Genomic DNA, 21,978 nt, shown 5'->3' on the forward strand with positions numbered 1-21,978 from the left:
GAGGTGGCGGGTGGTGTTGGGTTGGTGTGCTGGTCCGTTCGCGGTTCGCGTGGCTGCGCTGGCGGGGAACTTGGCGGCCGGTGCCTGTTCGAGGAAAGAGGTGGCGGGTGGTGTTGGGTTGGTGTGCTGGTCCGTTCGCAGCTCGCGTGACTGAGCTGGCGGGGAATTCGGCGGCCGGTGCCAGCCCGACGAAAGAGGTGGCGCGTTGAGTTGGCGTGCTGGTCCGTTCGCGGTTCGCGTGCCTGCGCTGCTGGGAAGCGGGTCTCGCCTGGCCGGTGCGACCTGAAGGCGTCTTCGGTGGGCGCAGCGCGTCGTGGCGGCAGGCGTGCTGGTCGGGTTTGTGGTGAGCGGTGCTGCTCGGGAAGCGGATTCCGGCCCGCCGCCATCCGATTATCCAGCACTCACCACCCGAACCCGGGGCAGTTCAGGCAGTCACCGGCAAACTCCGCAGCCCCCGGATCACGAACTCCGGCCGCCGTTCCGGCACCGCTGCCAGCCGCAACTCCGGAAGTCGCTTGGTCAGTGCCGTCAACGCCGCCGCGATTTCTACCCGGGCCAGCGGTGCCCCGACGCAATAGTGGATCCCCATCCCGAACCCGAGGTGGGCGTTCGGCGACCGGCCCACATCGAGGGTGTCCGGGGCATCGAACACCTTCGGATCGCGCGCCGCGGCACCCAGCAGCGCCCCGATCTTCGAGCCTTTCTCCACCCGGTGACCGGCGATTTCCACATCCTCAGTCGCCGTGCGCTCGAACAGCTGCAACGGCGAGTCGAAGCGGATCAGTTCTTCCACAGCCGAGTCGAGTAACGTTGGGTCGGACCTCAGCCGCTCCCATTCCGTGCGGTGGGTCAACAACGCGGTCACCCCATTGCCGATCACGTTCACCGTCGCCTCGTGGCCCGCCATCAGGAGCAGGACGGCGGTGGCGACGACCTCGTCAGGGGTCAGTTCGCTCGCGGTCAGGTCACGGACGATCCCGCGCGGGGAGTCGGCGACGACGTCGCGCAGGTAGGCCACGAAATCGGCGGCGGCTTGCTCGGCGGCGTCGCGGCCATCCTCGGAAAGGCCGTATTCGTACATCTTCACGATGGCGTTGCTCCACGTCACCAGCTGCGAGCCGTCCGAGGTCGGGACGCCTAGCAGCTCCGCGATTACCGCGACCGGCAACGGTTGCGCCAGGTGCTCCAGCAGGTCCGCGCTGCCGTCGGCGGCGATTTTCGCGGCCAGAGTGTCCACCATGGACTCCGCGAGTTCCGCGACCATCGGGCGCAGCCGTTGCACGTGACCCCGGCCGAACTCGCCCGCGATAACGCGGCGCAGACGGCTGTGCGCGGGCGGTTCGTTCTCCAGCAACGAGTTGCGGTGCAGCAGGTTGAACGAAGCGAACCGTTCCAGCGGCTGTGCGTCGGTCCAGATTCGGCCGAGCCCGCGGTGCCGGAGGACAGCGGCGGACGCGGCGTGCGAAACCGTGATCGCGATGCCGAGGCCGTCGTGCTGGTGCACCTCGCCTTCGGCGCGCAGCGCGGCGAACGCGGGATACGGGTCGGCGAGGAAGGCGGGATCGCGAGGGTCGAACACGAGCAGACTCTAACCCGCGAGCCCGCGCACCCGGTCGCTTCGATAGCGTCTGACCTTGAGTTCGCGAGGAGGCTGAAATGGGTAAAGGCGCGCGTAAGAAGGGTCCCAAGCCGGACCGCAAGCCGAAGGTGCGCGACGTCTTCGTCGGGCAGCCGTTCGAGGGTCTGGCGGCGGAGCCGGAGCTGATCGCGTTGCGCGAGTTCGTCCCGTCGGCCACGGCGAAGCTCACGCTCGCCGACGGCGGCGACGTCACGCTCGGCACGGTGCTGCCCATGGCCGCCGCGGCGTTCGTGCGTTCGGACGGCGAGCGATTCCTCGGCCTCCAGGTGCAGACGCGGTCTTCCGACATCAGCCGCGACCTCGGCCGCGCGCTTCGCTGGCTGCTCGACGCCGAACCGGGCGACGTGCTGTCGGTGCCGGACACGACGTCGCCCACCGACCCGGACGAGCACAACCGGCTCCAGGACCTGCTCGTGCCGAGTGCGGAGCTGCAGGTCGACCTCCACACCGACTTCGCCTGGTGGCTGCCCGAGGACGCGGACGCGACCGGCGACGTCGCGGTGTCCCTCGAGCGCGCCAACGCCGCGATCATGCCCACCGACCGGCTCGGCTCCGGCGCGTACTGGGTGCTCGCCGGCGAGAAGGCGCACCTGCGCTGGGTCCGCCCGGAACCGGAGAACCTGCTGCTGCAAGCGCTTGCGCGGCTGTCTGCGGCCGGCACGCTCGGGCTCGGCGAGGGCACCCGCTACGCCGGTTCGTTCCGCGCGCACGGCCTGCTCGTCCCGGTGTGGGACCTCGACCCCGAGGCGCACGCCCGGGAGTGGGCCGAGCCCAAGGACCAGCTCGGCGCCCGGCTGGACGAGGCGCTCAAGTCGCTCGACTCCGAGGCGCTCAACGCCACCGAGCGGCGCGCCCGCGACGGGCTGATCGGGCGGCAGCTCACCATCCGCTGACATATCCACATGTGGACAACTCGACCTGAGTTGTCCACATGTGGGTAAGTCGATGGGACGATCACAGCGTGATCCTCCACATCTGCACCCGCGACGAGTGGGCCGCCGTGCCCGAAGGCGGCGAATACCGGGCGCCGTCGCTCGAAGACGCCGGATTCATCCACTGCTCGGACCCGGGCACCGTCGCGCTGCCCGCCAACGCGCTTTTCCGCGGCCAGCCCGGTCTGGTGCTGCTGGAAATCGACCCCAAGCTGGTCGACGCGCCCGTCCGCTGGGAGGACGGCGCGCCGCCGGACCCGCGCGGAATCCAGTTCCCGCACATCTACGGCCCGATCCCGCGAAACGCTGTGGTCTCGGTACACGATTTCCCCACTGACTCCGGCGGTGCCTTGAAGCTGCCCGAGTCGCTTTCCGTGCGCTGACCTCAGTTGTCCACAGCTACGGAAAGTAGCGACGGAGACGGGACAACCCCGGGGGGCGCTCATGCGTGGTGGGGATGACGAGGAACCGTCGCTCGACGCGGTCATCCGGGGAGGGGGCGATACGGTGACAGCAGCCGCATTGCCCCTCGCGAGCGGAGATCCGCCGTGGGCCGGGCCGCAGGCGGAAGCCGTCAACACCACCGCGGACTTCGGCGACTTCGTCCGCGAGGCCCTGCCCGGCCTGCTCCGCTACGGCCACGTGCTCACCGGCAACCCGCACGACGCCGCGGACCTCGTCCAGACCGTGCTCGAAAAGATGGGCGCACGCTGGTCGTACGTGCAGCAGAAGACCGGCGACCCACTGGCCTACGTACGGCGTTCGATGGCGAACGCGCACGTCAGCCGCTGGCGCCGGACGCGGCGGGAGAACCTCGTCGCGGACCTGCCGGAGACCAGCCCGAGCGCGCCGAAGGATCCGTTCGAGCACGAGCCGCTGTGGCAGGCGCTGCGCGACCTCCCGCCGCGGCAGCGCACGGTGATGGTGTTGCGGTACTACGAAGGACTGTCCGAGGTGGAAATCGCCAAGGCGCTGGACATCAGCCAGGGGACGGTGAAAAGCCAAGCGAGCAAGGCCATCGCGTCCTTGCGGGCGAAACTGAAGAACCAGGAAGGAGGTGACGCGGGGTGAGCGAGTCCGAGGATCTGGAACAGCGCCTCCGCGCCCTCCTCGCCGACGACCGGCTGGCCGTCGCACCAACCGAGGACGCCGCGTCGGTCATCGTGGCGGGCGCGCGCCGGCGGCGGCGCAGACAGCGCGTCCTGACGTCGGCGGCTGGTGCGGCGTGCGTGCTCGCGGTCGCGTCGGCCGGGCTGGTGGTGCTGCAGTTGCGCACGCCGCCAGCGGCAACTGACTTCGCCGCGCAGCAGGTCGCGTCGACCCGGCCCACGGTGCCTTCTTCGGTACCCGAGCCGTCTTCGAGCGCCGAATCGACGCAGGTGCAAGCGCCGGTCGAATCGTCTGAGCACGGTACGGCCGAACCGCCGGTGCCGCCCGCGCATCCGCACCACACGAAATCGGCACCGCCGCAGACGACGCCGACGAAGGCCGCTTCCGGAGCGTTGGTGACCGCGGACGGCCTCGGCGCGGTGAAGCTCGGCATGACCGAGCAGCAGCTCACGGGCCAGGGCATGACGCTCACGGCGGTCAAAGAGTCGGCTGGCTGCACGTACTACGACGTCAGCGGCGCTGGCGTTCCCGCCGCGACAGCTGTCGTGTCGCAGGACAACGGTGTGGTCGCGGTGAAGCCCGACGGTGCCGCGCACACCCCGGAAGGCGTAGGCGACGGGACGCCGAAGGACCAGGTCACGTCGACCTATCCGGGCACGTCGGAGTCGGGGAGCGCGCTCGTGTCGCCGACCGGCGACCAGGGCGCGTATCACTTCACGCTGAACTCGGACGGGGCTGTCCAGGCCATCGAGGTCCGCGCGAAGACGCAGGACTGCGCCGGCTGAAAATTCCGCCGGGCCGATGTCGATCTGGCCGCCCGCCGCTCGTGTAGCGGGTGACGGGCCGGTTCGCGGTCCGCGGAGAGCGGAAGGACATTCCCGATGCGTTCGATCAGCGTCATCCTGAGCACCACCCTTGACGGCGTCGTGCAAGGCCCCGGTCGCGGCGATGAGGACACCCAGGACGGGTTCGACCTGGGCGGCTGGGGCAACGGCTACGGCGACGACGTTCTGGCGCGCGAGATGGGGAAAGGCATGGACCGGCCTGGGGACATGGTGTTCGGCCGGCGCACCTGGGAGGACTTCGCCACCGCGTGGGGCCCGCGCACGGACGGGAACGTGTTCACCTCGCACCTGAACGCGGCCACGAAGTACGTCGTCTCCACCACCCTCGACAACGCCGGTGCCTGGCAGAACTCGGTGCTGCTGCGCGGCTCGGCGGTGGAGACTGTGGCTGAGCTGAAAGCCTTGCCCGGCAAGGATCTCGCAATCATCGGCAGCGTTTCGCTCGTGCGCTCGCTGCACGCCGCCGGACTGGTCGACACCTACACGTTGCTGATCCATCCGCTGACGCTCGGCAAGGGCGCGCGGCTGTTCGAGGGACCCGCGCCGCTGACCAAGTTCACGCTCACCGGAAGCGTCGCGACCACCACCGGCGTGCTCATCGCGCACTACGAGCGGCGCTGAAGTTATCCACAGGGGGAAGCCCGGTTGTCCACAATGGGGACAACCGGGCTTCCGGACGTGCTCGAGCGTTACAGCGCGCCACCCGCGACCGGGGGCATCCCGGCGTCCGCGCCGGCGTCGCCGACGGCCTCGCGGTGCAGGAACTTCTCGATCTCGTAGACGTTGTCACCCGCGCGGCGCGCGACCGTGACCAGCGTCGACATCTGGGAGATCTCCTCGACCTGCTCCTTGAGGAACCACTGGGTGAACTGCTCGCTGATGTAGTCCTCCTCGGCCCGGGCGGCCTTCGCGAGCGCGGAGATGTCGGCGGCGACCTCCTTCTCCTGCTCCAGTGCGAGCTCGATCAGCTCGAGCGGGGCGGAGAAGTCGTTGCGGACCTGGCCGGTGCCGGGGATCTCGACGTGGTGGTCCCGGTCGAGCATGTACTGGACGAGCGCCATCGCGTGATTGCGCTCCTCGACGGACTGCTTGTAGAAGTGCTTCGCGAGCTGCGGAAGGTCCTCGTTGTCGAACCAGACCGCGAGCGCGATGTACTGCTGGGAGGCGTTGAACTCGTTGTGGATCTGCGCCTGCAGCAGTTCGTAGAACTTAGAGCGCGGTTCTTTCTTCGTAGCGGCCATGTCCATCACGGTACGTCAATGTCCGATTGTTTTCCACTTTTGGCTGGTGATCTCCACCCTATTAGGGTTACCATTCCTCAAGAAGGAAACACTTATTTTGGTTAGCCTTCCCTTAATATGTTTGCCCTTATTAAGGAAAGGCTAACTTCGCCCGTCCAGGGGTCAGTGCCGCTTCGGCGGGGGATCACGGCGCACCGGGCACGACATGCAGCGCGGGCCGCCGCGCCCGGAGCCCAGCTCGGACCCGGTGATCGGCAGCACCTCGATGCCCGCCGCGGTGAGCCGTTCGTTGGTCTCCGCGTTTCGTTCGTACCCCACGACCACGCCCGGGGCCAAGGCCAGCGTGTTGTTGCCGTCGTCCCACTGCTCGCGCTCCGCGGTGACCGGATCGAGGCCGGTGTCGATCACCCGCAGCCGGTCGATCTCCATCGCCTCCGCGGCGGCTTCGAGGAATGGCGTCGGGCCGGCGACTTTCACGCCGCCGTCGCCAGTCGGCTTGATGGTGAACGCGGTAAGGGAATCGCGCGCGAGCGGATACATCACGACGGCGTCGACATCGACCATCGTGCATACGGTGTCGAGATGCATCGTCGCGCGCGATTGTTCGATCGGCACCGCGACGACGGTATGCGCGAGTCCGTCGGCGAATACGGAACGGGCGAGCGATTCGGCGCCGGCCGGGGTCGTGCGTTCGCCGACGCCGATCGCGACGACACCGGGGGCCAGCAGCATCACGTCACCGCCTTCGATCGGCGCGGAATGCGCGCCGTAAGCGCGGGCGGCGTGGCGGAATCGCGGATGGTAGGCGTAAATCAGGTCGAGCAGCGCCGTTTCCCGCCGCCGCGCGGGCATGGTCAGCGACGAGATCGCGACGCGGTCGCCGACCCACGCCGACGAATCGCGGGTGAAGAGCAGGTTGGGCAACGGGTCGACGGCGAAGTCGCGCGGGTTGTGCATCATCCGCACCAGCGACGCGCCCTCGGCGGACGGCAGCTCCTCGAACGTCATGCCCGCCATCAGGACCTCGGCGAGCGCGGGCGCGTCGACGCTCGTCAGGTGCGACCTGAGCGAATCCGCGAGGTCGTTGCCGAGACGCCGGTCGTCCACCGCGGCGTGGACGCCGGCGGCGTGCGCGCGCTGGTCTTCCAGCGCGGTGCGGAGAACGTCGGCCAGCAGCAGCACTTCGACGCCGCGGCCGCGCAGGACGTCGGCGAAGGCGTCGTGTTCCTGCTGCGCGCGGCTCACCCACGGGATGGAGTCGAAAAGGAGCTTGTCGTTGTTGCGGGGGGTGAGCCGTTTCAGCTCGTTTCCCGGCCGGTGCAACAGGACTGCCCGCAGCGGCCCGACTTCGCTGTCCACCCTGGGAGGTGCGGTCATCTCGCTCGTCTCGCTCACGAAGTGCGAGCCTAATGAGCGGGCATCACGGGAGCCAGGAAAGACGGCCTTTCAGCAACGAATAGCCGACGAAGGACACCACATCGAACAAAGTATGCGCGGCGATGAGCGGCCACAGCCGGTTGGTCCGCTGCCACACGCGGCCGAACACCAGCCCCATCACGAGGTTGCCGACGAAACCGCCGAACCCTTGGTAAAGGTGGTAGGAACCGCGAAGTACCGCCGCGCCGAACAGCGACGCGTTCTCGCGCACGCCGAGCTGGCGCAGCCGCGTGAGAAGGTAGCCGATCACGAGCACTTCCTCGGCGAAAGCGTTGCCGAACGCCGAAAGCGTCAGCGCGATCGGCCGCCACCAGGTGTCGCCCAAAGTGGACGGTTGCACCGCGAGGCTGAAGCCGAGGTGATACGAGATGAAGTACAGCGCGAGCCCGGGAATGCCGATCAGCGCGGCGATTCCGACGGTGACGAGCGCGTCGGAGCGGATGCGGCGGCTCAGCCCGATTTCCCGCAGTTTCAGCCCGGCCCGCCACAGCAGGTACAGCCCGAGCCCGCCCCAGCCGATCAGCTGCGCGGCGCTCAGCAGCTGCTGGAGCAGGTCCAGCAAGCTCGCGGCGGCGCGCGGGACGTTGAGCTGGACTTGCTGCTGTGCCAACGGGGTCGGGCGCAGCAGAGAGTCCACAAGGGACAGCAGACTGCGCGCACCGGACAGCCCGAGGGTGATGCCGAAGACGAGGACCAGCTCGATCTTGATGCCGCGCCGCTCGCGGGCGTCGGTGATCGGAGCCGGGAACGCCGGAAGTGCCGGATTGAGCCACGATCGCAGGCCCGATGGCCCTCCGGAACGCTCTGTGGTGCGCATGAACGCACGCTACCGTCGGGGTATGCCGAGGACTATCGCCACCAACACGAAGGTCGAGCGCGCCGAGCTGGTCGCGTTCCTCAAGCAGCGGCACCACGCGATCCTGGTGACCGCCCGCGCCGACGGACGGCCGCAGCTGTCCCCGAACACGTGCGGCGTCGACGACGAGGGCCGGATCGTCATCGCGACGTATCCGAAGCGCGCGAAGGCGGTGAACCTCCGGCGCAACCCCCAGGTGTCGGTGTGCGTGCTGTCGGACGAGTGGAACGGCCCGTGGGTGCAGGTCGACGGAACCGCGGAGGTGATCGACCTGCCGGATTCGGTCGAGCCGCTGGTCGACTACTTCCGCAGCATCTCCGGCGAGCACCCGAACTGGGACGAGTACCGCGAGGCGATGCGCAAACAGGGCAAGAGCCTGATCCGGATCACGATCGAACGCTGGGGCCCGATCGCGACCGGCGGCTTCCCTCCGGAGCTGGCGGACGACTGAGGTCCGTGAAGGACTCCTTGGGGGAATCAGATTCCCTCAAGGAGTCCTTCACGACCAGTCACGCTTCGCCGTGCTGGTGGCGGAGGAACGGGCAGCCGAGCAGCCGCCGCAGTTCCGCCGCCAGCTGCGGCGGGCTGTCGACCGTCCGGGAGAACGCGAGGCGGACGTCGTGGTCGCCCGCCGCCGATTCGACGCGCAGGCGCAGGCCGTACCGGTCGAGTCCGAGCGGGCGGATCCGGCCGCCGCGCAGGTTCGCGGGCAGGTGCCGGGCCAGCTGCTCCACCACGTCCGGATGGTCGCTTTCCAGGTGCCGCAGCCAGTCGGCCTCGTAGTCGTGGAACGGGTCCGGCGGGGCCGCGCTGAACATGTGCGGCCGCAGGGAATGCGTGCCCTCCGCGTCGGCCAGGACCAGCGACGCCGGGGTCAGCCGGAGCAGCGTGAGGCCGTGGCCGACGTCGAGGAGCCGGTGGTCCGGCCGCTGCTCGGCGATCGACACCGCACGGGCGCGGGCCGACACCGCCGTCAGCGGCCGGAGCCATCCGGTGATCCACAGCAGGCCGCGGACCGGTTCCCGCAGCGCCACCGGGGCGTGGTCGGCGAGCTCGACCATGACGGCGAGCTCGCCGCGTTGAGCCTGCCGGGACGCGCACACCATCGGGTGCTCGTCCGGCAGAAGAATGCTGACGCTTCCGCTGTGGTGCACGTGATGCAGGACTGGCTCTACGCGTTCGGCTTCGCAGCCGGCGCTTTCGACGGTCGGCATGATCGTCGCCGGGCCGCCTCGGGTCGCGATCGTCTTGGCGCGTTCGGCGGGGTTCGGCGCGGGCGGGCGGCGCACGGATACGGGTGCCTCGGTCACGGCTCACCTCCTACTTAGGTGAGCCTAACCTGAATTGCCGCGCCAAGGGAAGAGCGCGAGCGAAGATCACCCACGGGGCGGGAAAGTGCTGGTCAGGGGATCGGCAGAACGGCGGGGCCGGGCGGATTCGGTCGAGGGGGCCGGTTGATCCGTCATCGAGAGGGCCTCGGAACGCGTCCGCTGAGCGAACGATTTTGTCCTATTGCCGTACGCTACTAGCGTGTCAGTCGTGTCAAGCGCTGTGGAACTCACGCCCCCCGGCCCCCGTGGAATTCCTCCCCTGTTCGCGCGGCTCGTCGACGACTCGGCGCTCTTCCCGCCCGCGGACGTCGCGATGCCGGAGGCGCTTCGCGCGCACTTCGCATCGCGCGGCGGGAAACACGCCGGGGTACTCGGGGTTTTCCTGTGCCAGGGCTCGCGGCTGCCCGAGCTGATCACCGAGCTGATCAAGATCAAACCCAAGGAGCCGCTGCCGCTGTCGCTGATCATCGACACCGGGCTCGGCGGCGTTCCGAAGGCGATCTCGATCGTCGAATCGCGCAGCGAACTGCTGTCGCTGCGGATGGTGGAGATGCCCGCCCCGTCCGACGTCGACGAGGTGTGGCTCGAACGCGTCTCGGAGTTCGTGCCCGAGGACGTCATCCGCGTCGTCGAACCGCGCCGCGGCGTCGGCTGGCTGGACGGCGTCCGCAACGTGATCGAGCACGGCAGCTGGCCGAAGATCCGCTGCGGCGGCAAGGCGGGGGAGAACTTCCCCAGCGTCGACGAGGTCGCCGACTTCCTGTCCGTGGTCAGCGGCTCGCCGGGGGCGTCGTTCAAGGCGACGAACAGTCTGCACCGCGCGGTCCGGCATGTCGACGCGGAGACCGGCTTCACGCATCACGGCTTCCTGAACCTGCTCGTCGCGTCGGCGCGCTGCCTCTCCGGCGGCGACGTCCGCGAAGCGCTGGAGTCGACCGACGGCAAGGCCCTCGCCGACGAGGCGCGCGCATTGCCGGAGCCGGCCGCCAAGGCGGTGCGGGAGCTCTTCGGGTCGTACGCGGCGGCGTCCTTCGACGAGCCGGTGGCTGACCTGGGTGAACTCGAGCTGTTGTGAGCACGGAGGGGTCGCTGACCCTCGACCGAGGTCTGGCGCTGCTGCAGGCAGTGGCCGATTCGGGTGAGCAGGCGGCGACCATCTCCGAGCTCGCGGTGACCATCGGTGCGAGCCGCGCGGCGGTGTACCGGCTGCTGGTCCCGTTGGCCGAACGCGGCCTGATCTGGCGAGACGGCACGAAGGTGCGGCTCGGCGTCGGAGTGCTGCGGCTGGCCGGTCAGGTGCTGCCACAGCTGCGCGAGGCCGCGCGGCCGGTGTTGCGTGAGCTGGCCGAGAAGGTCGGCGCTACGGCGCATCTGACGGTCGCGCAGGGCGATCACGCGCAGGCGGTCGCGGTGGTCGAGCCGTCGTGGACGAGTTATCACGTGGCTTACCGGGTCGGCAGCAGCCACGCGCTCGCTGCCGGTGCGGCCGGGCGGGCGATGGCATTGCGGCCCGGCGGCACTGACAAGTGGGTCGTTTCGACGGGCGAGATCGAGGCGGGTGCTTCGGGGGTTGCCGCGCCGGTGCGCGGGGTGCCTGGGCTGCGGGCGAGCGTCGGGGTGATTTCGCTGGAGCCGTTGGCTTCGGACGAGGTCGGGCCGCTGGCGGTAGCGGCGGCTTTGAAGCTGGCCGAGGTGCTGCGGACCTAGCGGCGGGACGCGGCGACGAGCGGGCGGACCATCGTCAGCAGCAGCGCCAGATCGACCGTGAACAACAGCCGCTCGAACAGCCCGAGCGTCACTTCCTGCTGCGCGGGTCCGGTGATGAGGGTGAAGACGAAGCCGCCCAGCACCACCGCCACGCTGGCGAAACTCGCGGCGGCCAGCCAGCGGATGGTCGTGCGGCGCGGCTCCCACGGGCAGGCGCGACCGCCGCGTCGGGTCAGCAGCCAGGCGGCAGTGGGGAGCGCGAGGAACGCGGTGAGTGCGGCGGCGTTGTGCAGCTGACCGTCGAAGGAACGGGCTTCACCGTTGGGGTCGACGGGGACCGTCGCGCAGATCGTGAGGCCGGCGCACCAGACGCCGAGCAGGAGGACGACCGCGGGCGAACGGCGAGCCTTGACGAGCCCGGCCAGCAACGCCAGCGAACCCAGCGCGAGGGCCAGGCACATGACGGTGAACAGCCGCGCGGCGGAGTGGTCGCCGAGCCTGCCGTAGACGTACTCCGAGAGCGTCTGCCAGATCGGGCTGATTTGCGCGGAGAGCCGCAGGTGCAGGTCCGTCGCGATGAGCACGGCCGCCCCGATGCCGACCAGCGCGAGCCTGCCGTGGACCGGCGACACCGGTGAAACGGCGGCGCGTGAGGTGGTCGGCACGGGCGCTCCTCGGCGGTCATGGCGGAGGCCATGGCGTCACCGGGGGTTCACCTGGTCCTCGTTCGGGGGTTCCGAAGAGGTTACCTGGCGTTCCTGTGAAACCGCGGTTACCAGAGCAGCTGGGCCAGCGCGAACGCGGCGAAACCGGCGAACACGAACCCGGCGACCCGCTGGATCAGCTTGGGCCGGATCCGGTCGCGGATCTTGGAGCCGATGAACACCGCCAGCCCGGCCACCGACACCAGCGCGACGAACGCGCCGACCCCGACCGCGAACGGATTGCCGAGGCGGGCGACGAGACCGGCGGTCGCCAACTGCGAGGCGTCGCCCCACTCCGCGGCGAAGAGCACGCCGAACGACGTGAGCGCGGAGCGCAGGAACGAAACCGGCCCGGGTCCGGAGCGGGAGGCGTCCTCGCCCGCTTCGCTGCCTTCGCTGAAGCCCTCGCGCAGCAGCAGGAACGCGCCGACGCCGAACATCGCGGCGACCAGCACCGAAACAAGGGTTTCCGGCAAGAGCGTGAGCAGGCTGCCGAAAGCCACCGCGATCACGCATTGCACGGCGAACGCCACGCACACTCCGGCGAATACCGGCCAGGCGCGGAAACGGGTGGTGAGCACCAGGGCCGCGACAAGCGTCTTGTCCGGCAGCTCGACGGCCAGTACCAGGCCGAACGCGCTGAACAGAGCGATCAATGCGGGAGACATGGGTTCGTGCTCACCCCTTTCACTGCAACGATAAAGGGGAGATTCAGAAAACCGCAAGCTGATGAGTTTCGCGAATTGCCTGATAAGGTCGGCAGAATGCTGGCCGCCGGTTCGCCGGATTATTTTTTTCGGTGCGCCGAATTCTGTTTTCCGGCTGCGGTACGGTGCGGGTCATGTCTGCTGACCACGTCGTCGTCATCACCACCGTCGACTCCGAGGCCGCCGCGCGCACCATCGCCGCGAGCGCCATCGAGGCCCGGCTCGCCGCGTGCGCCCAGATCGTGGGGCCGATCACCAGCGTTTTCCGGTGGGAGGGCGAGGTGCAGACGGCGGCCGAATGGCGGGTCGAGTGCAAGACGGCCGCGGACCGGTCCGGCGCGCTGGAGGAGTTCCTGAACGTGCGGCATCCCTACGACCTGCCCGAGGTCGTCGTCACGCCGATCGTCGGCGGCAGCCCGCGGTACCTGTCGTGGCTCGTGGAGGAGACGCGCTAGCCGCCACCTGATCGGGGGTAGCTCCGCTCTTTCTCCGCGCGGGGTTTCGGCAGGTCGGCGGGACGTTGGTCCCGGCTGGTTCAGGACGTGTTGAACTGGCTGGCGCGGGTGTCCGCGCGGAGGATCGAACCCGTGGATGTCCTAGAGCTCGCGCGGTGGCAGTTCGGCATCACCACCGTCTACCACTTCCTGATGGTCCCGCTGACCATCGGACTTTCGGTGCTGGTCGCGGCTATGCAGACGGCATGGGTGCGCACCGGCAAGCCGCGGCACCTCAAGATGACGAAGTTTTGGGGCAAGCTGCTGCTCGTCAACTTCGCCATGGGCGTCGTCACCGGGATCGTGCAGGAGTTCCAGTTCGGGATGAGCTGGAGCGCCTACTCCCGGTTCGTCGGCGACGTGTTCGGCGCGCCGCTCGCGATGGAAGGCCTCCTCGCGTTCTTCGTCGAGTCGGTCTTCCTCGGCCTGTGGATCTTCGGCTGGGACCGGCTGCCCAAGAAGATCCACCTGGCCTGCGCCTGGGCGTTTTCGCTGGCCACGATGGCTTCGGCGTACTTCATTCTCGCCGCGAACTCGTGGATGCAGCACCCGGTGGGCGTCGAGTTCGTGAACGGCAAGCCGACGATGAACTCGATCGGCGCGGTGCTGACGAACAACACCGCACTCGCCGCGATCCCGCACACGCTGGCCGGCGCGTTTTCGGTGGCGGCGGCGTTCCTGGTCGGCGTGGCCGGATGGCACCTGTGGCGGAAGCGCGCCGCGGAATCGGACGAACACCGCGACGTCTGGCGCTCGTCGCTGCGCCTCGGCGGCTGGGTCGGCGTGGTGGCGTTCGCGGTGCTGGCGATCACCGGCGACGCGCAGGGCAAGCTGATGTTCGAGCAGCAGCCGATGAAGATGGCGTCGGCGGAAGCGTTGTGCCACACGGAAAAGCCAGCGAGCTTCTCGATCATCGCGATCGGCGACGTGGCGAACGCCAACTGCGAGGACGTCAAGACGTTCAACGTGCCCGCGTTGCTCTCTTTCTTGGCGCACAACGACTTCTCGACCGAGGTCAAGGGCGTGGAGAACCTGGTTTCGGAATACCAGGCGAAATACGGCACGAACTACCCGAACGACCCGGCGCTCGGCTCGCTCGCGGGCAAGCCGATCGACTACGTGCCCAGCCTGCCCGTGACGTACTGGGGCTTCCGGATCATGATCGGTTTCGGCGCGATCTCGGCGGGCATCGGCCTGCTGGCCCTGTGGCTCACCCGGCGGGACCGGATCCCCGGCGGACGCTGGTTCCCGCTGATGGTGCTGGGCGGCATCGCGACGCCGTTCATCGGCAACAGCGCGGGCTGGATCTTCACGGAGATGGGGCGGCAGCCGTTCGTGGTCGCGCCCAATCCGACCGGCGTCGAGGGCATGTGGATGTTCACCGCGCAGGCGGTTTCGAAGCTGACGGTCGGCGAGGTGCTGACGTCGCTGATCTCTTTGACGGTGCTGTACGCGGTGCTGGGTGTGGTGGAGCTGTACCTGATGCGCAAGTACGTACGGGGCGGGGTGGACGCGGTGATGCCGCCCGCTGCCCCTTCTGATTCCGGCGGTTCTGATGATTCCGAGGACTCCGATGGTTCCGATGACCAGGCGCTTTCGTTCGCCTACTGACCCGGTGGAGCGGGCCGGGGTGCCGCCAGAAGACCCGGAGGGCCGGGTCTGGGCGCGGCCCGCTCCACTGGCCTGGACCGAGAGTCCGGGCGCTCCGGAGGAGACCGCTGCTGCGATGGAAACGACGGAGGTGGAGATGAACGTGACGCTGGGCAAACTCGACTCGGCCCCGGCCGTACAAGCCGCTCCCACGGCGAACCTGCCCGCCGCAGCGACGCACCACCTCACGTCCCCACCCGCGGTACCGAGCGCCCCCACCCCAGCTCACACCGCCCGGCCGCACCAACCGCCGCGAACTCTTGCCCCAACCCCTCCCCGCGCGTACGCAGCCCCCACCCTCACCGGGGGGACGCCCCGTACCCAGCGTAATCGGGTCGTGGCTCTCGCGGGTTACCCACAGCGAATCTGTGGACAACTCGCTGGGTTGTGGATAACTCAGGGCCATCGTGGGGACAACCCGGTGGCCGACCGGATGACGCCGGCAGTCGCCGGACGAGGTGAGTGGGGATGACACTCGAAACGCTGTGGTTCGCGATCGTCGCGTTGTTCTGGCTGGGGTATCTCTTCCTCGAAGGATTCGACTTCGGCGTCGGGATGCTGCTGCCGGTCCTCGGGAAAACGAACACCGAGCGGCGCGTCCTCGTCAACACGATCGGGCCGGTCTGGGACGGCAACGAGGTCTGGCTGATCGTCGCGGCCGGGGCGACCTTCGCGGCGTTCCCCGGCTGGTACGCGTCGCTTTTCTCCGGCGCGTACCTCCCGCTGCTGATCGTCCTCATCGCGCTCATCGGGCGCGGCGTCGCGTTCGAGTACCGCGGCAAGGTCGACTCCGAACGCTGGCGGCGCGTCTGGGACCGCGTGATCATCATCGGTTCGTGGGTCCCGCCGCTGGGCGTCGGGCTGCTGCTCGCGACCACCGTGCTCGGCCTTCCGCTCGACGCGCAGGGCAACCGCGTCGGGTCGCCGTTCGAGTCGGTCCGGTGGGACACGCTCCTCGGCGCGGTGGCGATCGTCGGGTTCTCGCTCGTGCATGGCGCGGCGTTCCTTGCCCTGAAAACCACCGGTGACCTGCGGGAACGTGCGCGCACCCTGGCGCTGCGCATCCTCCCGGTCGGACTGCTGCCGCTGGTCGCGTTCCTGGTGGTCGTCCAGGTCCGCGAAGGCAAACTGTGGACGCTCATCTCGCTCGTGATCGTCGTCCTCGCCGCGGCGGTGGCGTGGCTGCGGCTCCACGCCGACCGCGACGGGCAGGCGTTCGCCGCGCTCGCGGTCGTCATCACGGGCGCCGCGGTGACCTTCTTCGGCGCGCTCTACCCGAACGTCCTTCCGTCCACATTGGACCCGACGCACTCGCTGACCGTCATGAACACCGCGGTCAGTCACTACACGCTGACGGTGATGACCTGGGTCGGCGCGTTCGGCGCGCCGGCGGTGCTGATCTACCAGGGCTGGACCTACTGGGTGTTCCGCAAGCGCATCGGCGTCCAGCACATCCCGGCGGCGCACTGACCATGACTGAACTTCCCGGCCGCGCACCCCTTTCCGCCACCGGGTCCCCCATGGACCCAGTGCGGCTGGGCAAGGGTCCGCTCGGCGCGCTCTCGGCCTTGGGGCCGGCCGCGCGCCGAGCGATGGCCCTGGTCGCGGTGCTGTCGTTCGGGAACGCGGTTTTCCTTGTCGGACAAGCTTTTCTGCTAGCGGACATTCTCGCGGACGTGGTCTCCCGGGGGCTGGGGGAAGGGGGCCGCACCGTCCAGTTGGCTGTTCTGTTCGCGCTCGTCGTGGGCCGGGCAGGCACCAGCTGGGCGGTGCGGGTTGTCTCCGCACGCGCCGCCGCGACCGCGCAACGCGACTTGCGCGCCCGCGTCGTCGACCACGCGTTGCGCCTGGGCCCGGAATGGCTGGCCCGGCGCGGCCACGGCGAACTCACGACGCTCGTCACGCGCGGCCTCGACGCACTCGACTCCTACTTCCGCGAGTACCTCCCCGCGCTGGTCACCGCCGCGGTCGTCCCGCTCGCGGCAGGCGCGGCCATCCTGTGGACAGACTGGCCCTCGGCGGTGATCATCGCCGCGACGGTCCCGTTGCTGCCGATGTTCGCTGTCCTGGTCGGAAAATTCACCGCCGACCGCGTTTCCGGCGCGACGGACGCGTTGCACCGGATGTCCGGTCTGCTGCTCGAACTGGTGCGGGCGTTGCCGGTGCTCACCGCGTTCCGGCGGGCTGACGCGCAGGCCGAAACCGTGCGCAAACTGTCGGAACGGCATCGTCGCGCGACGCTCAAGACGTTGAAAGTCGCGTTCTCCTCGGCCTTCGTGCTGGAACTCGCGGCGACGCTGTCGGTCGCGCTGGTGGCTGTCGTGATCGGCGTCCGGCTCGTCTCGGGATCGCTCCCGCTGGCGATCGGGCTCGGCGTGCTCATCCTCGCTCCCGAGTGCTACCAGCCGATTCGCGCGGTCGGCGCGGCATTCCACGCGAGCGAGGACGGGGTGGAAGCGGTCCGCCGGGTGACCGCGGTGCTCGCGGAGCCGGTCCCGGCAGAAGGAACACACACCGCGCCCTGTGGATCGTTGGTTGTGTCGGACCTAAAAGTCGCCCGGCGCGGCGGATTCGCCCCGGACGGCGAGAGTTTCTCGGTCCAGCGCGGCCAGATCGTCTGGTTGCGCGCACCGAGCGGTGGCGGAAAATCGACAACTTTGGCGACGCTGCTGGGCTTCGTGCCGTCGTATGACGGGTCGGTCATGGCGGGTGACGTCCCGCTCGCCGAAGCTGACCTCGAACGGTGGCGCGCTGGCATCGCGTGGGTCCCGCAGTCGCCGGTTTTCAGCGGCGGCACTGTGCGGGAAGAACTTGCCGGTCCCGGCGTCGACGCGATGCTCGGCGAACTGGGCTTGCACGGTCTCGCCGACCGTCCGGTCGACCGGCTTTCCTTGGGACAACGCCAGCGCGTCGCCGTGGCTCGGGCGTTGCTGCGCGTTCAGTCCGGCGCGTGGTTGCTGCTGCTGGACGAGCCGACCGCGCACCTGGACGACGTCAACGCGCGGCGAGTGCTGGACGCTGTCGAGCGAGCTGTCGAAAACGGTGCGGCGGCGGTAATCGCTGCTCACGAACGTTCTGCCGCAGTAGCCATTGCGGACTCAGCTCCTGCCTCGGTCGTTGAGTCCACTTCGGACAGTCCCGATGCGCGGCCGATTCCTTGGCGCATGCTGCTTGACCGACGGCTTTTCTCCGGCGCATTCTTGGGTGCCTTGGCGCTCTTGGCCGGGATCGCCTTGACCGCGACTTCCGGTTGGCTGATCGCCAAAGCGTCCTTGCAGCCACCGATTCTGACTTTGACCGTCGCGGTCGTCGGGGTTCGCGCGTTCGGCCTGGGGCGGGCCGGACTCCGGTACGTCGAACGGCTCGTGACGCACGACGCCGCCTTCCGGATCGCTGGACGGTTACGCGTTCGGCTGTGGAATGCGTTGGTGCGCTTGGGCCCGGCGCGCAGCCTCGAAGCCGGGGAGAGTCAGCGTCGGCTGGTGACTGATGTCGACACGGTGCGGGATTTGCTGCCGCGAGTCGTATCGCCGCCGATCGTGGTCGGGCTGGTCGCGGCCGGGGCTATCGCGGTGCAGACGATGGTCCTGCCGTCGGCCGGTTTGGTGCTGGCCTTGACCGTGCTCGTGGGTTTGGCGGCACCGGCAGTCGCGCTGCGCTTGGAACGTCGAGCGACCTCGGCCCTCGCAGCCGGACGCCGTGACGTCGCGGCGCGGGTTTTGGTGCTGTTTTCGTCGGCTGCGGAGTTGCTCGCTTACGGCCGAGCGGCCTCGCGGCACCGCGACCTGGCCTCGACGGACACCCAACTGGCGACCGACACCCGGCGGCAAGCGTTCGGCGCGGGCGCGGCGGAAGCGCTGATCACGTTGGCGACCGGGGCGGCTGCGGTGGCCAGCACGATGCTGGCCGCGGGGGCGGTCGGTCGCGGGGAGTTGGCGGGCGTGATGGCACCGCTGCTGGCGCTGGTGCCGTTGGCACTGGCGGAGGTGCTGGCGTTGCTCCCGCAGGCGGCGGTGCATTGGGACACGCTGCGGGCGGCTCGGGTTCGGCTTGGTGCGGTGGTTGGCGAGTCGGAGGTCGGGCGTTCGCACGGTTCGGCCGGTGCTGCTGGGCTCGAGCGCGGAGCGGTTGCTGGATCGGTCGGCGTGCATGACCGGGCAGCGTCCGAGCCAGGCCTCGACGGCCCAGCCGCAGTCCGGTTGCGGGGTGCTGAGCTGGGCTGGCCTGGCGGCGAGGCGGTGATGAAGGGTGTCGATCTGAGCGTGCCGACCGGGGCTTATGTAGCGGTCGTCGGGCCGAGCGGGGCCGGGAAGTCGACGCTGGTGGCGGCCTTGCTGGGGTTCCTTCGGCCTCGGGCGGGCGAGGTTGTCGCGCAGGGCAAGGTGGCTTGGGCGCCGCAGGAGCCAATGTTGGTGTCGACGACTGTGGCGGAGAATTTGCGGCTCGCAGATCCGCTGGCGGAGACGTCGGACTTGCGTCGGGCGCTGGATCAGGCGGAGTTGCCAGACCTGGATTTGGCGACCGTGCTCGACAGCGCCGGGGCCGGGTTGTCCGGTGGGCAGGCGCAGCGGGTGGCGTTGGCACGGGCGTTGCTGGCGGCTCCGTCGGCGGAGTTGGTGTTGCTTGACGAGCCGACGTCGCACCTCGACGAGCCCACCGCGCGGGCGTTGCGGGCGACGTTGCGTGCGGAGCTTGCTGGACGGACGGTTGTGCACGTAACGCACAATGCGGATGAAGAGCTGCAAGCGGACATTGTTTTCGAGGTTCGGGACGGGCGCGTCGTGCGGCGGGCGTTGCCGCGGGTGTCGGCGTGACGGAGGGTTGTTGGTGACGGTCACGCTTTCGGGTCTGGGGCTGGGCTCCGCGCTAAGGTCGGAGTTGCTCATGGACCCGACACTCGCCGCGCGCGCCCTCTCCGCGGCCACGGAGATCACCAGCACCGCGCTGTCCGGGGACGACCCCGAAGCGGTGCTGGAAACAGTCGTGGCCAGGGCTGTTGAGCTCGCGGACGCGGACCTCGGCCTGGCAATGGTCAGCGCCGACGACGGGCGCGTCGTGGTCGAGGCGGCGTATGGCGTCGACGGCTTGCTCGCAGAGGTGCCGACGGGCGACGTCGAAGGCGGACCGGTCGGGGAGTTGCGTGGGCTGACGCTCGAGACAGACTCCGCGGCGGGCCAGGTCGCGCGCGGCAGCGAGCCGATCGCGGCGGAGGACTTCATCGTCGATCCGCGCACGGCGCCGTATGTGCCGGACGAACTGCGCGGATACGGCCCGTTCGCGGCCGCGCCATTCGGATCCGGCGGACGGGTGCTTGGCGCGCTCACGGTGTATCGGCGGAAAGGACGCGAGCCGTTTTCCGTGGGCACAGTCGAGATGCTCGCGGCGTTCGCGGCGCAAGCTGGTGTCGTACTCGCGCTGGCGGAAGGCGCGAACGCGCGACACCGCGTGACTCTGTACCAGGAGCGCGAACGCATCGCCCGTGAGCTGCACGACGTGATCGTGCAACGGCTTTACGGCACCGGGATGCAGCTGGACCGCGTGCGCCGCAACATGCGCAAACGCTTCGCACAGGCCGACGGGGCCCGGCTGTCCGACGCGATCGACCAGCTGGACCAGACCATCGAGGAAATCCGCGGCACCGTGCGCGCCCTGCGCTCGCCTGAGCCCCGCCACGACCCAGGCACCCCGACCGACCTCGCCGAATCCGCGCGCGGCGAGGTCCGCATCGCCGGCGAGTTGCTCGGTTATCCGCCGACCCTGGAGTTGTCGGGCGAGTTCGCCGACATCCCGGCCGAGCGGGCCGACCACATCCGTGCGGCGCTGCGCGAGGCACTGTCCAATGTGGTCCGACACTCCGGCGCGAGCGAGACTCGAGTGACGCTGACGCGTGATGCTGAGGGCGTGAAGCTTCGCGTGCGGGATAACGGATCCGGGGTGCCGCAAGGGGTCGCGACCCGGGGGCTGCGGCATCTGGCCGAGCGTGCTGATGCTGCTGGTGGGCGGTTTTTCCTCAATTCTTCGCCTAGTTTGGGGACGCTTGTCGCGTTTGACCTGCCGCTGGGGTGATCACGTTGTGGTGCAGGGGGTTTTGGCGATCGTGTCGCGAGGGCGCTCGCCGCAGTTCCAGTGCGACAGTTCCACCGCGTCGTCCGCATCGAAGCTGCCGCGCCACGTTGTCCGAGACGAGGCCGCCATGGAGGCCGCCACGTCGCGACGGTTCGCTGCGACGCGACGGAGCCACCGCGCCGCAAGACAAGGCCGCACATCGCGACGAGGTCGCCACACGACGACGAGGCCACTGCGCCGCGACGGTTCGCTGCACCGACCGCAGTAGCCGCATCGCCATGGCGTGCAGCGCAATAGCCCGCCCGCTCCGAGCGCGAGTGGCGGTTACCGCGCCGCGCTGAGCGCGTCGCGGTAACCACATCGCACCGAGCTGTCTTGCGTCGGGCTCACCTCGGCCACGTTGCGCAGGCCTGGCCGCCGCATCGTGTTGTGCAGCCCGGCACTGTGTCGTCGACCCCGCGTTGCGGCGACCTCAGTGCCGCGCCGAAATACCATGCCGAGAACGCCATGGCGGCCCGGTGTTGCGACAACCAAGCTTCGCGCCGAGACGCCATGTCGAGACGTCGCGTCGAAACGCCATGGCGGCGGCCCGATGTTGCGGCGACCTCAGTGCCGCACTGAAATGCTGCGGCGACCAAGCGTCGCGCCGAGACGCCATGCCGAAACGCCACGGCAGCCAGGTGTTGCGCACCGTCACGCGTCATGCCGAGACGTCGCGTCGAAACGCATGGCAGCGGCCGATGTTGCGGCGACCTCGGTGCCGCACCGAAACGCCGCGGCGACCAAGCGTCGCGTCGAAACGCCATGCCGAAGCGTCACGGCAGTCCGGCATTGCGGCACCTAGTCTCGCGCCGAGACGCCACGTCGAAACACCACCGAAACCCGGCGTCGCGGCAACCAAGCGTCGCGCCGAAACGTCACGGCAGCCCGATGTCGCGGCGACCAAGTGCCGCGCCGCAATGCTATGTCGACCCAGCATTGCAGCGACCTGGCGCTGTTTCGGGTAGCCACCTCAAACCCACTGCCGAAACCGCCTCGCAACCGGCGTAATCGGACCTGCCACTCGGATCGCAGCGAACGCACTGCGTCCCGCAGTTGTCCTGAATCGCTCGCAGCAAACACGCTGTCTCAACCTCGCGCCGCTGTGAACCCACCGCTGTGAACACACCGCGCACCAAGAGATTCAGCCTTCACGAGTCATCGAGCACGCTCCTTCCCCACGTTTCCCGTCTGCCACCGAGCCGTTCCCCATGGTAGCG

Annotated in this window: 20 protein-coding genes; 13 read left to right on the plus strand and 7 right to left on the minus strand. The window is 69.2% G+C overall.

The window, feature by feature from the left end; translation table 11 throughout:
- Positions 1–424: 424 nt before the first annotated feature.
- A complete protein-coding gene (locus tag ACFORO_RS22295; protein WP_377874098.1) occupies positions 425–1,579 on the minus strand; it encodes a cytochrome P450 in 1,155 nt (384 codons plus the stop codon).
- A 77-nt stretch (positions 1,580–1,656) separates the two neighbouring features.
- Between ACFORO_RS22295 and ACFORO_RS22300 the strand changes: the two genes are divergently transcribed.
- From ACFORO_RS22300 to ACFORO_RS22320, 5 genes are all read left to right on the plus strand, one after another.
- Complete coding sequence (locus ACFORO_RS22300; RefSeq protein ID WP_377874097.1) at positions 1,657–2,532, plus strand: DUF5926 family protein; 876 nt, start codon at positions 1,657–1,659, stop codon at positions 2,530–2,532.
- Positions 2,533–2,600: 68 nt separating this feature from the next.
- On the plus strand, positions 2,601–2,954 hold the full coding sequence (locus ACFORO_RS22305; RefSeq protein WP_377874096.1) for a DUF952 domain-containing protein: 354 nt from the start codon (positions 2,601–2,603) through the stop codon (positions 2,952–2,954).
- A gap of 124 nt (positions 2,955–3,078) precedes the next feature.
- Positions 3,079–3,642 carry a SigE family RNA polymerase sigma factor gene (locus ACFORO_RS22310; protein ID WP_377874095.1) on the plus strand — a complete coding sequence of 188 codons (564 nt, stop codon included), beginning with the start codon at positions 3,079–3,081 and terminating at the stop codon, positions 3,640–3,642.
- Positions 3,639–4,466 carry a hypothetical protein gene (locus tag ACFORO_RS22315; RefSeq protein WP_354748660.1) on the plus strand — a complete coding sequence of 276 codons (828 nt, stop codon included), beginning with the start codon at positions 3,639–3,641 and terminating at the stop codon, positions 4,464–4,466. The genes ACFORO_RS22310 and ACFORO_RS22315 overlap by 4 nt, the downstream gene beginning before the upstream one ends.
- 96 nt (positions 4,467–4,562) lie before the next feature.
- Positions 4,563–5,147, plus strand: a complete 585-nt coding sequence (locus tag ACFORO_RS22320) for a dihydrofolate reductase family protein (protein ID WP_377874094.1) — start codon at positions 4,563–4,565, stop codon at positions 5,145–5,147.
- A 68-nt stretch (positions 5,148–5,215) separates the two neighbouring features.
- On the opposite strand, the gene ACFORO_RS22325 is transcribed toward ACFORO_RS22320, so the two are convergent.
- The 3 genes from ACFORO_RS22325 to ACFORO_RS22335 all read right to left on the minus strand — a co-directional run bounded on the left by ACFORO_RS22325 (position 5,216) and on the right by ACFORO_RS22335 (position 8,021).
- The gene (locus ACFORO_RS22325) at positions 5,216–5,767 is read right to left on the minus strand and encodes a ferritin (protein WP_344281950.1); all 552 of its coding nucleotides are present in this window, start codon (positions 5,765–5,767) and stop codon (positions 5,216–5,218) included.
- A 162-nt stretch (positions 5,768–5,929) separates the two neighbouring features.
- The gene (locus tag ACFORO_RS22330; RefSeq protein WP_377874137.1) at positions 5,930–7,126 is read right to left on the minus strand and encodes an arginine deiminase; all 1,197 of its coding nucleotides are present in this window, start codon (positions 7,124–7,126) and stop codon (positions 5,930–5,932) included.
- 61 nt (positions 7,127–7,187) lie between these two features.
- Positions 7,188–8,021 (minus strand): CPBP family intramembrane glutamic endopeptidase, encoded by an 834-nt coding sequence (locus ACFORO_RS22335; RefSeq protein ID WP_377874093.1) that lies wholly within the window; start codon positions 8,019–8,021, stop codon positions 7,188–7,190.
- Between the two features lie 22 nt (positions 8,022–8,043).
- On the opposite strand from ACFORO_RS22335, the gene ACFORO_RS22340 reads away from it, so the two are divergent.
- Positions 8,044–8,511, plus strand: a complete 468-nt coding sequence (locus tag ACFORO_RS22340) for a PPOX class F420-dependent oxidoreductase (protein WP_377874092.1) — start codon at positions 8,044–8,046, stop codon at positions 8,509–8,511.
- Between the two features lie 58 nt (positions 8,512–8,569).
- Here the strand turns inward: ACFORO_RS22340 and ACFORO_RS22345 are convergent, their stop codons facing one another.
- Entirely contained in the window at positions 8,570–9,370 is an 801-nt protein-coding gene (locus ACFORO_RS22345; protein WP_377874091.1) for a DUF2470 domain-containing protein, read from the minus strand.
- Positions 9,371–9,611: 241 nt separating this feature from the next.
- On the opposite strand from ACFORO_RS22345, the gene ACFORO_RS22350 reads away from it, so the two are divergent.
- Together ACFORO_RS22350 and ACFORO_RS22355 are read left to right on the plus strand one after the other, a co-directional pair.
- Positions 9,612–10,466, plus strand: a complete 855-nt coding sequence (locus tag ACFORO_RS22350) for a hypothetical protein (protein ID WP_377874136.1) — start codon at positions 9,612–9,614, stop codon at positions 10,464–10,466.
- A complete protein-coding gene (locus tag ACFORO_RS22355; RefSeq protein ID WP_354748650.1) occupies positions 10,463–11,098 on the plus strand; it encodes a helix-turn-helix domain-containing protein in 636 nt (211 codons plus the stop codon). The genes ACFORO_RS22350 and ACFORO_RS22355 overlap by 4 nt, the downstream gene beginning before the upstream one ends.
- On the opposite strand, the gene ACFORO_RS22360 is transcribed toward ACFORO_RS22355, so the two are convergent.
- Positions 11,095–11,763: a DUF998 domain-containing protein gene (locus tag ACFORO_RS22360; RefSeq protein WP_377874090.1), complete on the minus strand. Its 669-nt coding sequence runs from the start codon at positions 11,761–11,763 to the stop codon at positions 11,095–11,097. The two genes, ACFORO_RS22355 and ACFORO_RS22360, sit on opposite strands and share 4 nt — an antisense overlap.
- A gap of 107 nt (positions 11,764–11,870) precedes the next feature.
- The gene (locus tag ACFORO_RS22365) at positions 11,871–12,470 is read right to left on the minus strand and encodes a TMEM165/GDT1 family protein (RefSeq protein WP_377874089.1); all 600 of its coding nucleotides are present in this window, start codon (positions 12,468–12,470) and stop codon (positions 11,871–11,873) included.
- A 173-nt stretch (positions 12,471–12,643) separates the two neighbouring features.
- Here ACFORO_RS22365 and cutA point away from each other — a divergent pair, with 173 nt between their 5' ends.
- From cutA to ACFORO_RS22390, 5 genes are all read left to right on the plus strand, one after another.
- Positions 12,644–12,964, plus strand: coding sequence for a divalent-cation tolerance protein CutA (cutA, locus tag ACFORO_RS22370; protein ID WP_354748644.1), 321 nt, complete (start codon positions 12,644–12,646; stop codon positions 12,962–12,964).
- Between the two features lie 132 nt (positions 12,965–13,096).
- Positions 13,097–14,614, plus strand: a complete 1,518-nt coding sequence (locus ACFORO_RS22375) for a cytochrome ubiquinol oxidase subunit I (protein WP_377874088.1) — start codon at positions 13,097–13,099, stop codon at positions 14,612–14,614.
- 507 nt (positions 14,615–15,121) lie between these two features.
- On the plus strand, positions 15,122–16,123 hold the full coding sequence (gene cydB / locus ACFORO_RS22380) for a cytochrome d ubiquinol oxidase subunit II (protein ID WP_377874087.1): 1,002 nt from the start codon (positions 15,122–15,124) through the stop codon (positions 16,121–16,123).
- 50 nt (positions 16,124–16,173) lie between these two features.
- The gene (gene cydD, locus ACFORO_RS22385) at positions 16,174–19,467 is read left to right on the plus strand and encodes a thiol reductant ABC exporter subunit CydD (protein WP_377874086.1); all 3,294 of its coding nucleotides are present in this window, start codon (positions 16,174–16,176) and stop codon (positions 19,465–19,467) included.
- Positions 19,468–19,537: 70 nt separating this feature from the next.
- Positions 19,538–20,719: a GAF domain-containing sensor histidine kinase gene (locus ACFORO_RS22390; protein ID WP_377874085.1), complete on the plus strand. Its 1,182-nt coding sequence runs from the start codon at positions 19,538–19,540 to the stop codon at positions 20,717–20,719.
- The last annotated feature ends 1,259 nt before the right edge of the window (positions 20,720–21,978 follow it).

The organism is Amycolatopsis halotolerans, from assembly GCF_042647905.1.
GTDB lineage: Bacteria > Actinomycetota > Actinomycetes > Mycobacteriales > Pseudonocardiaceae > Amycolatopsis > Amycolatopsis halotolerans.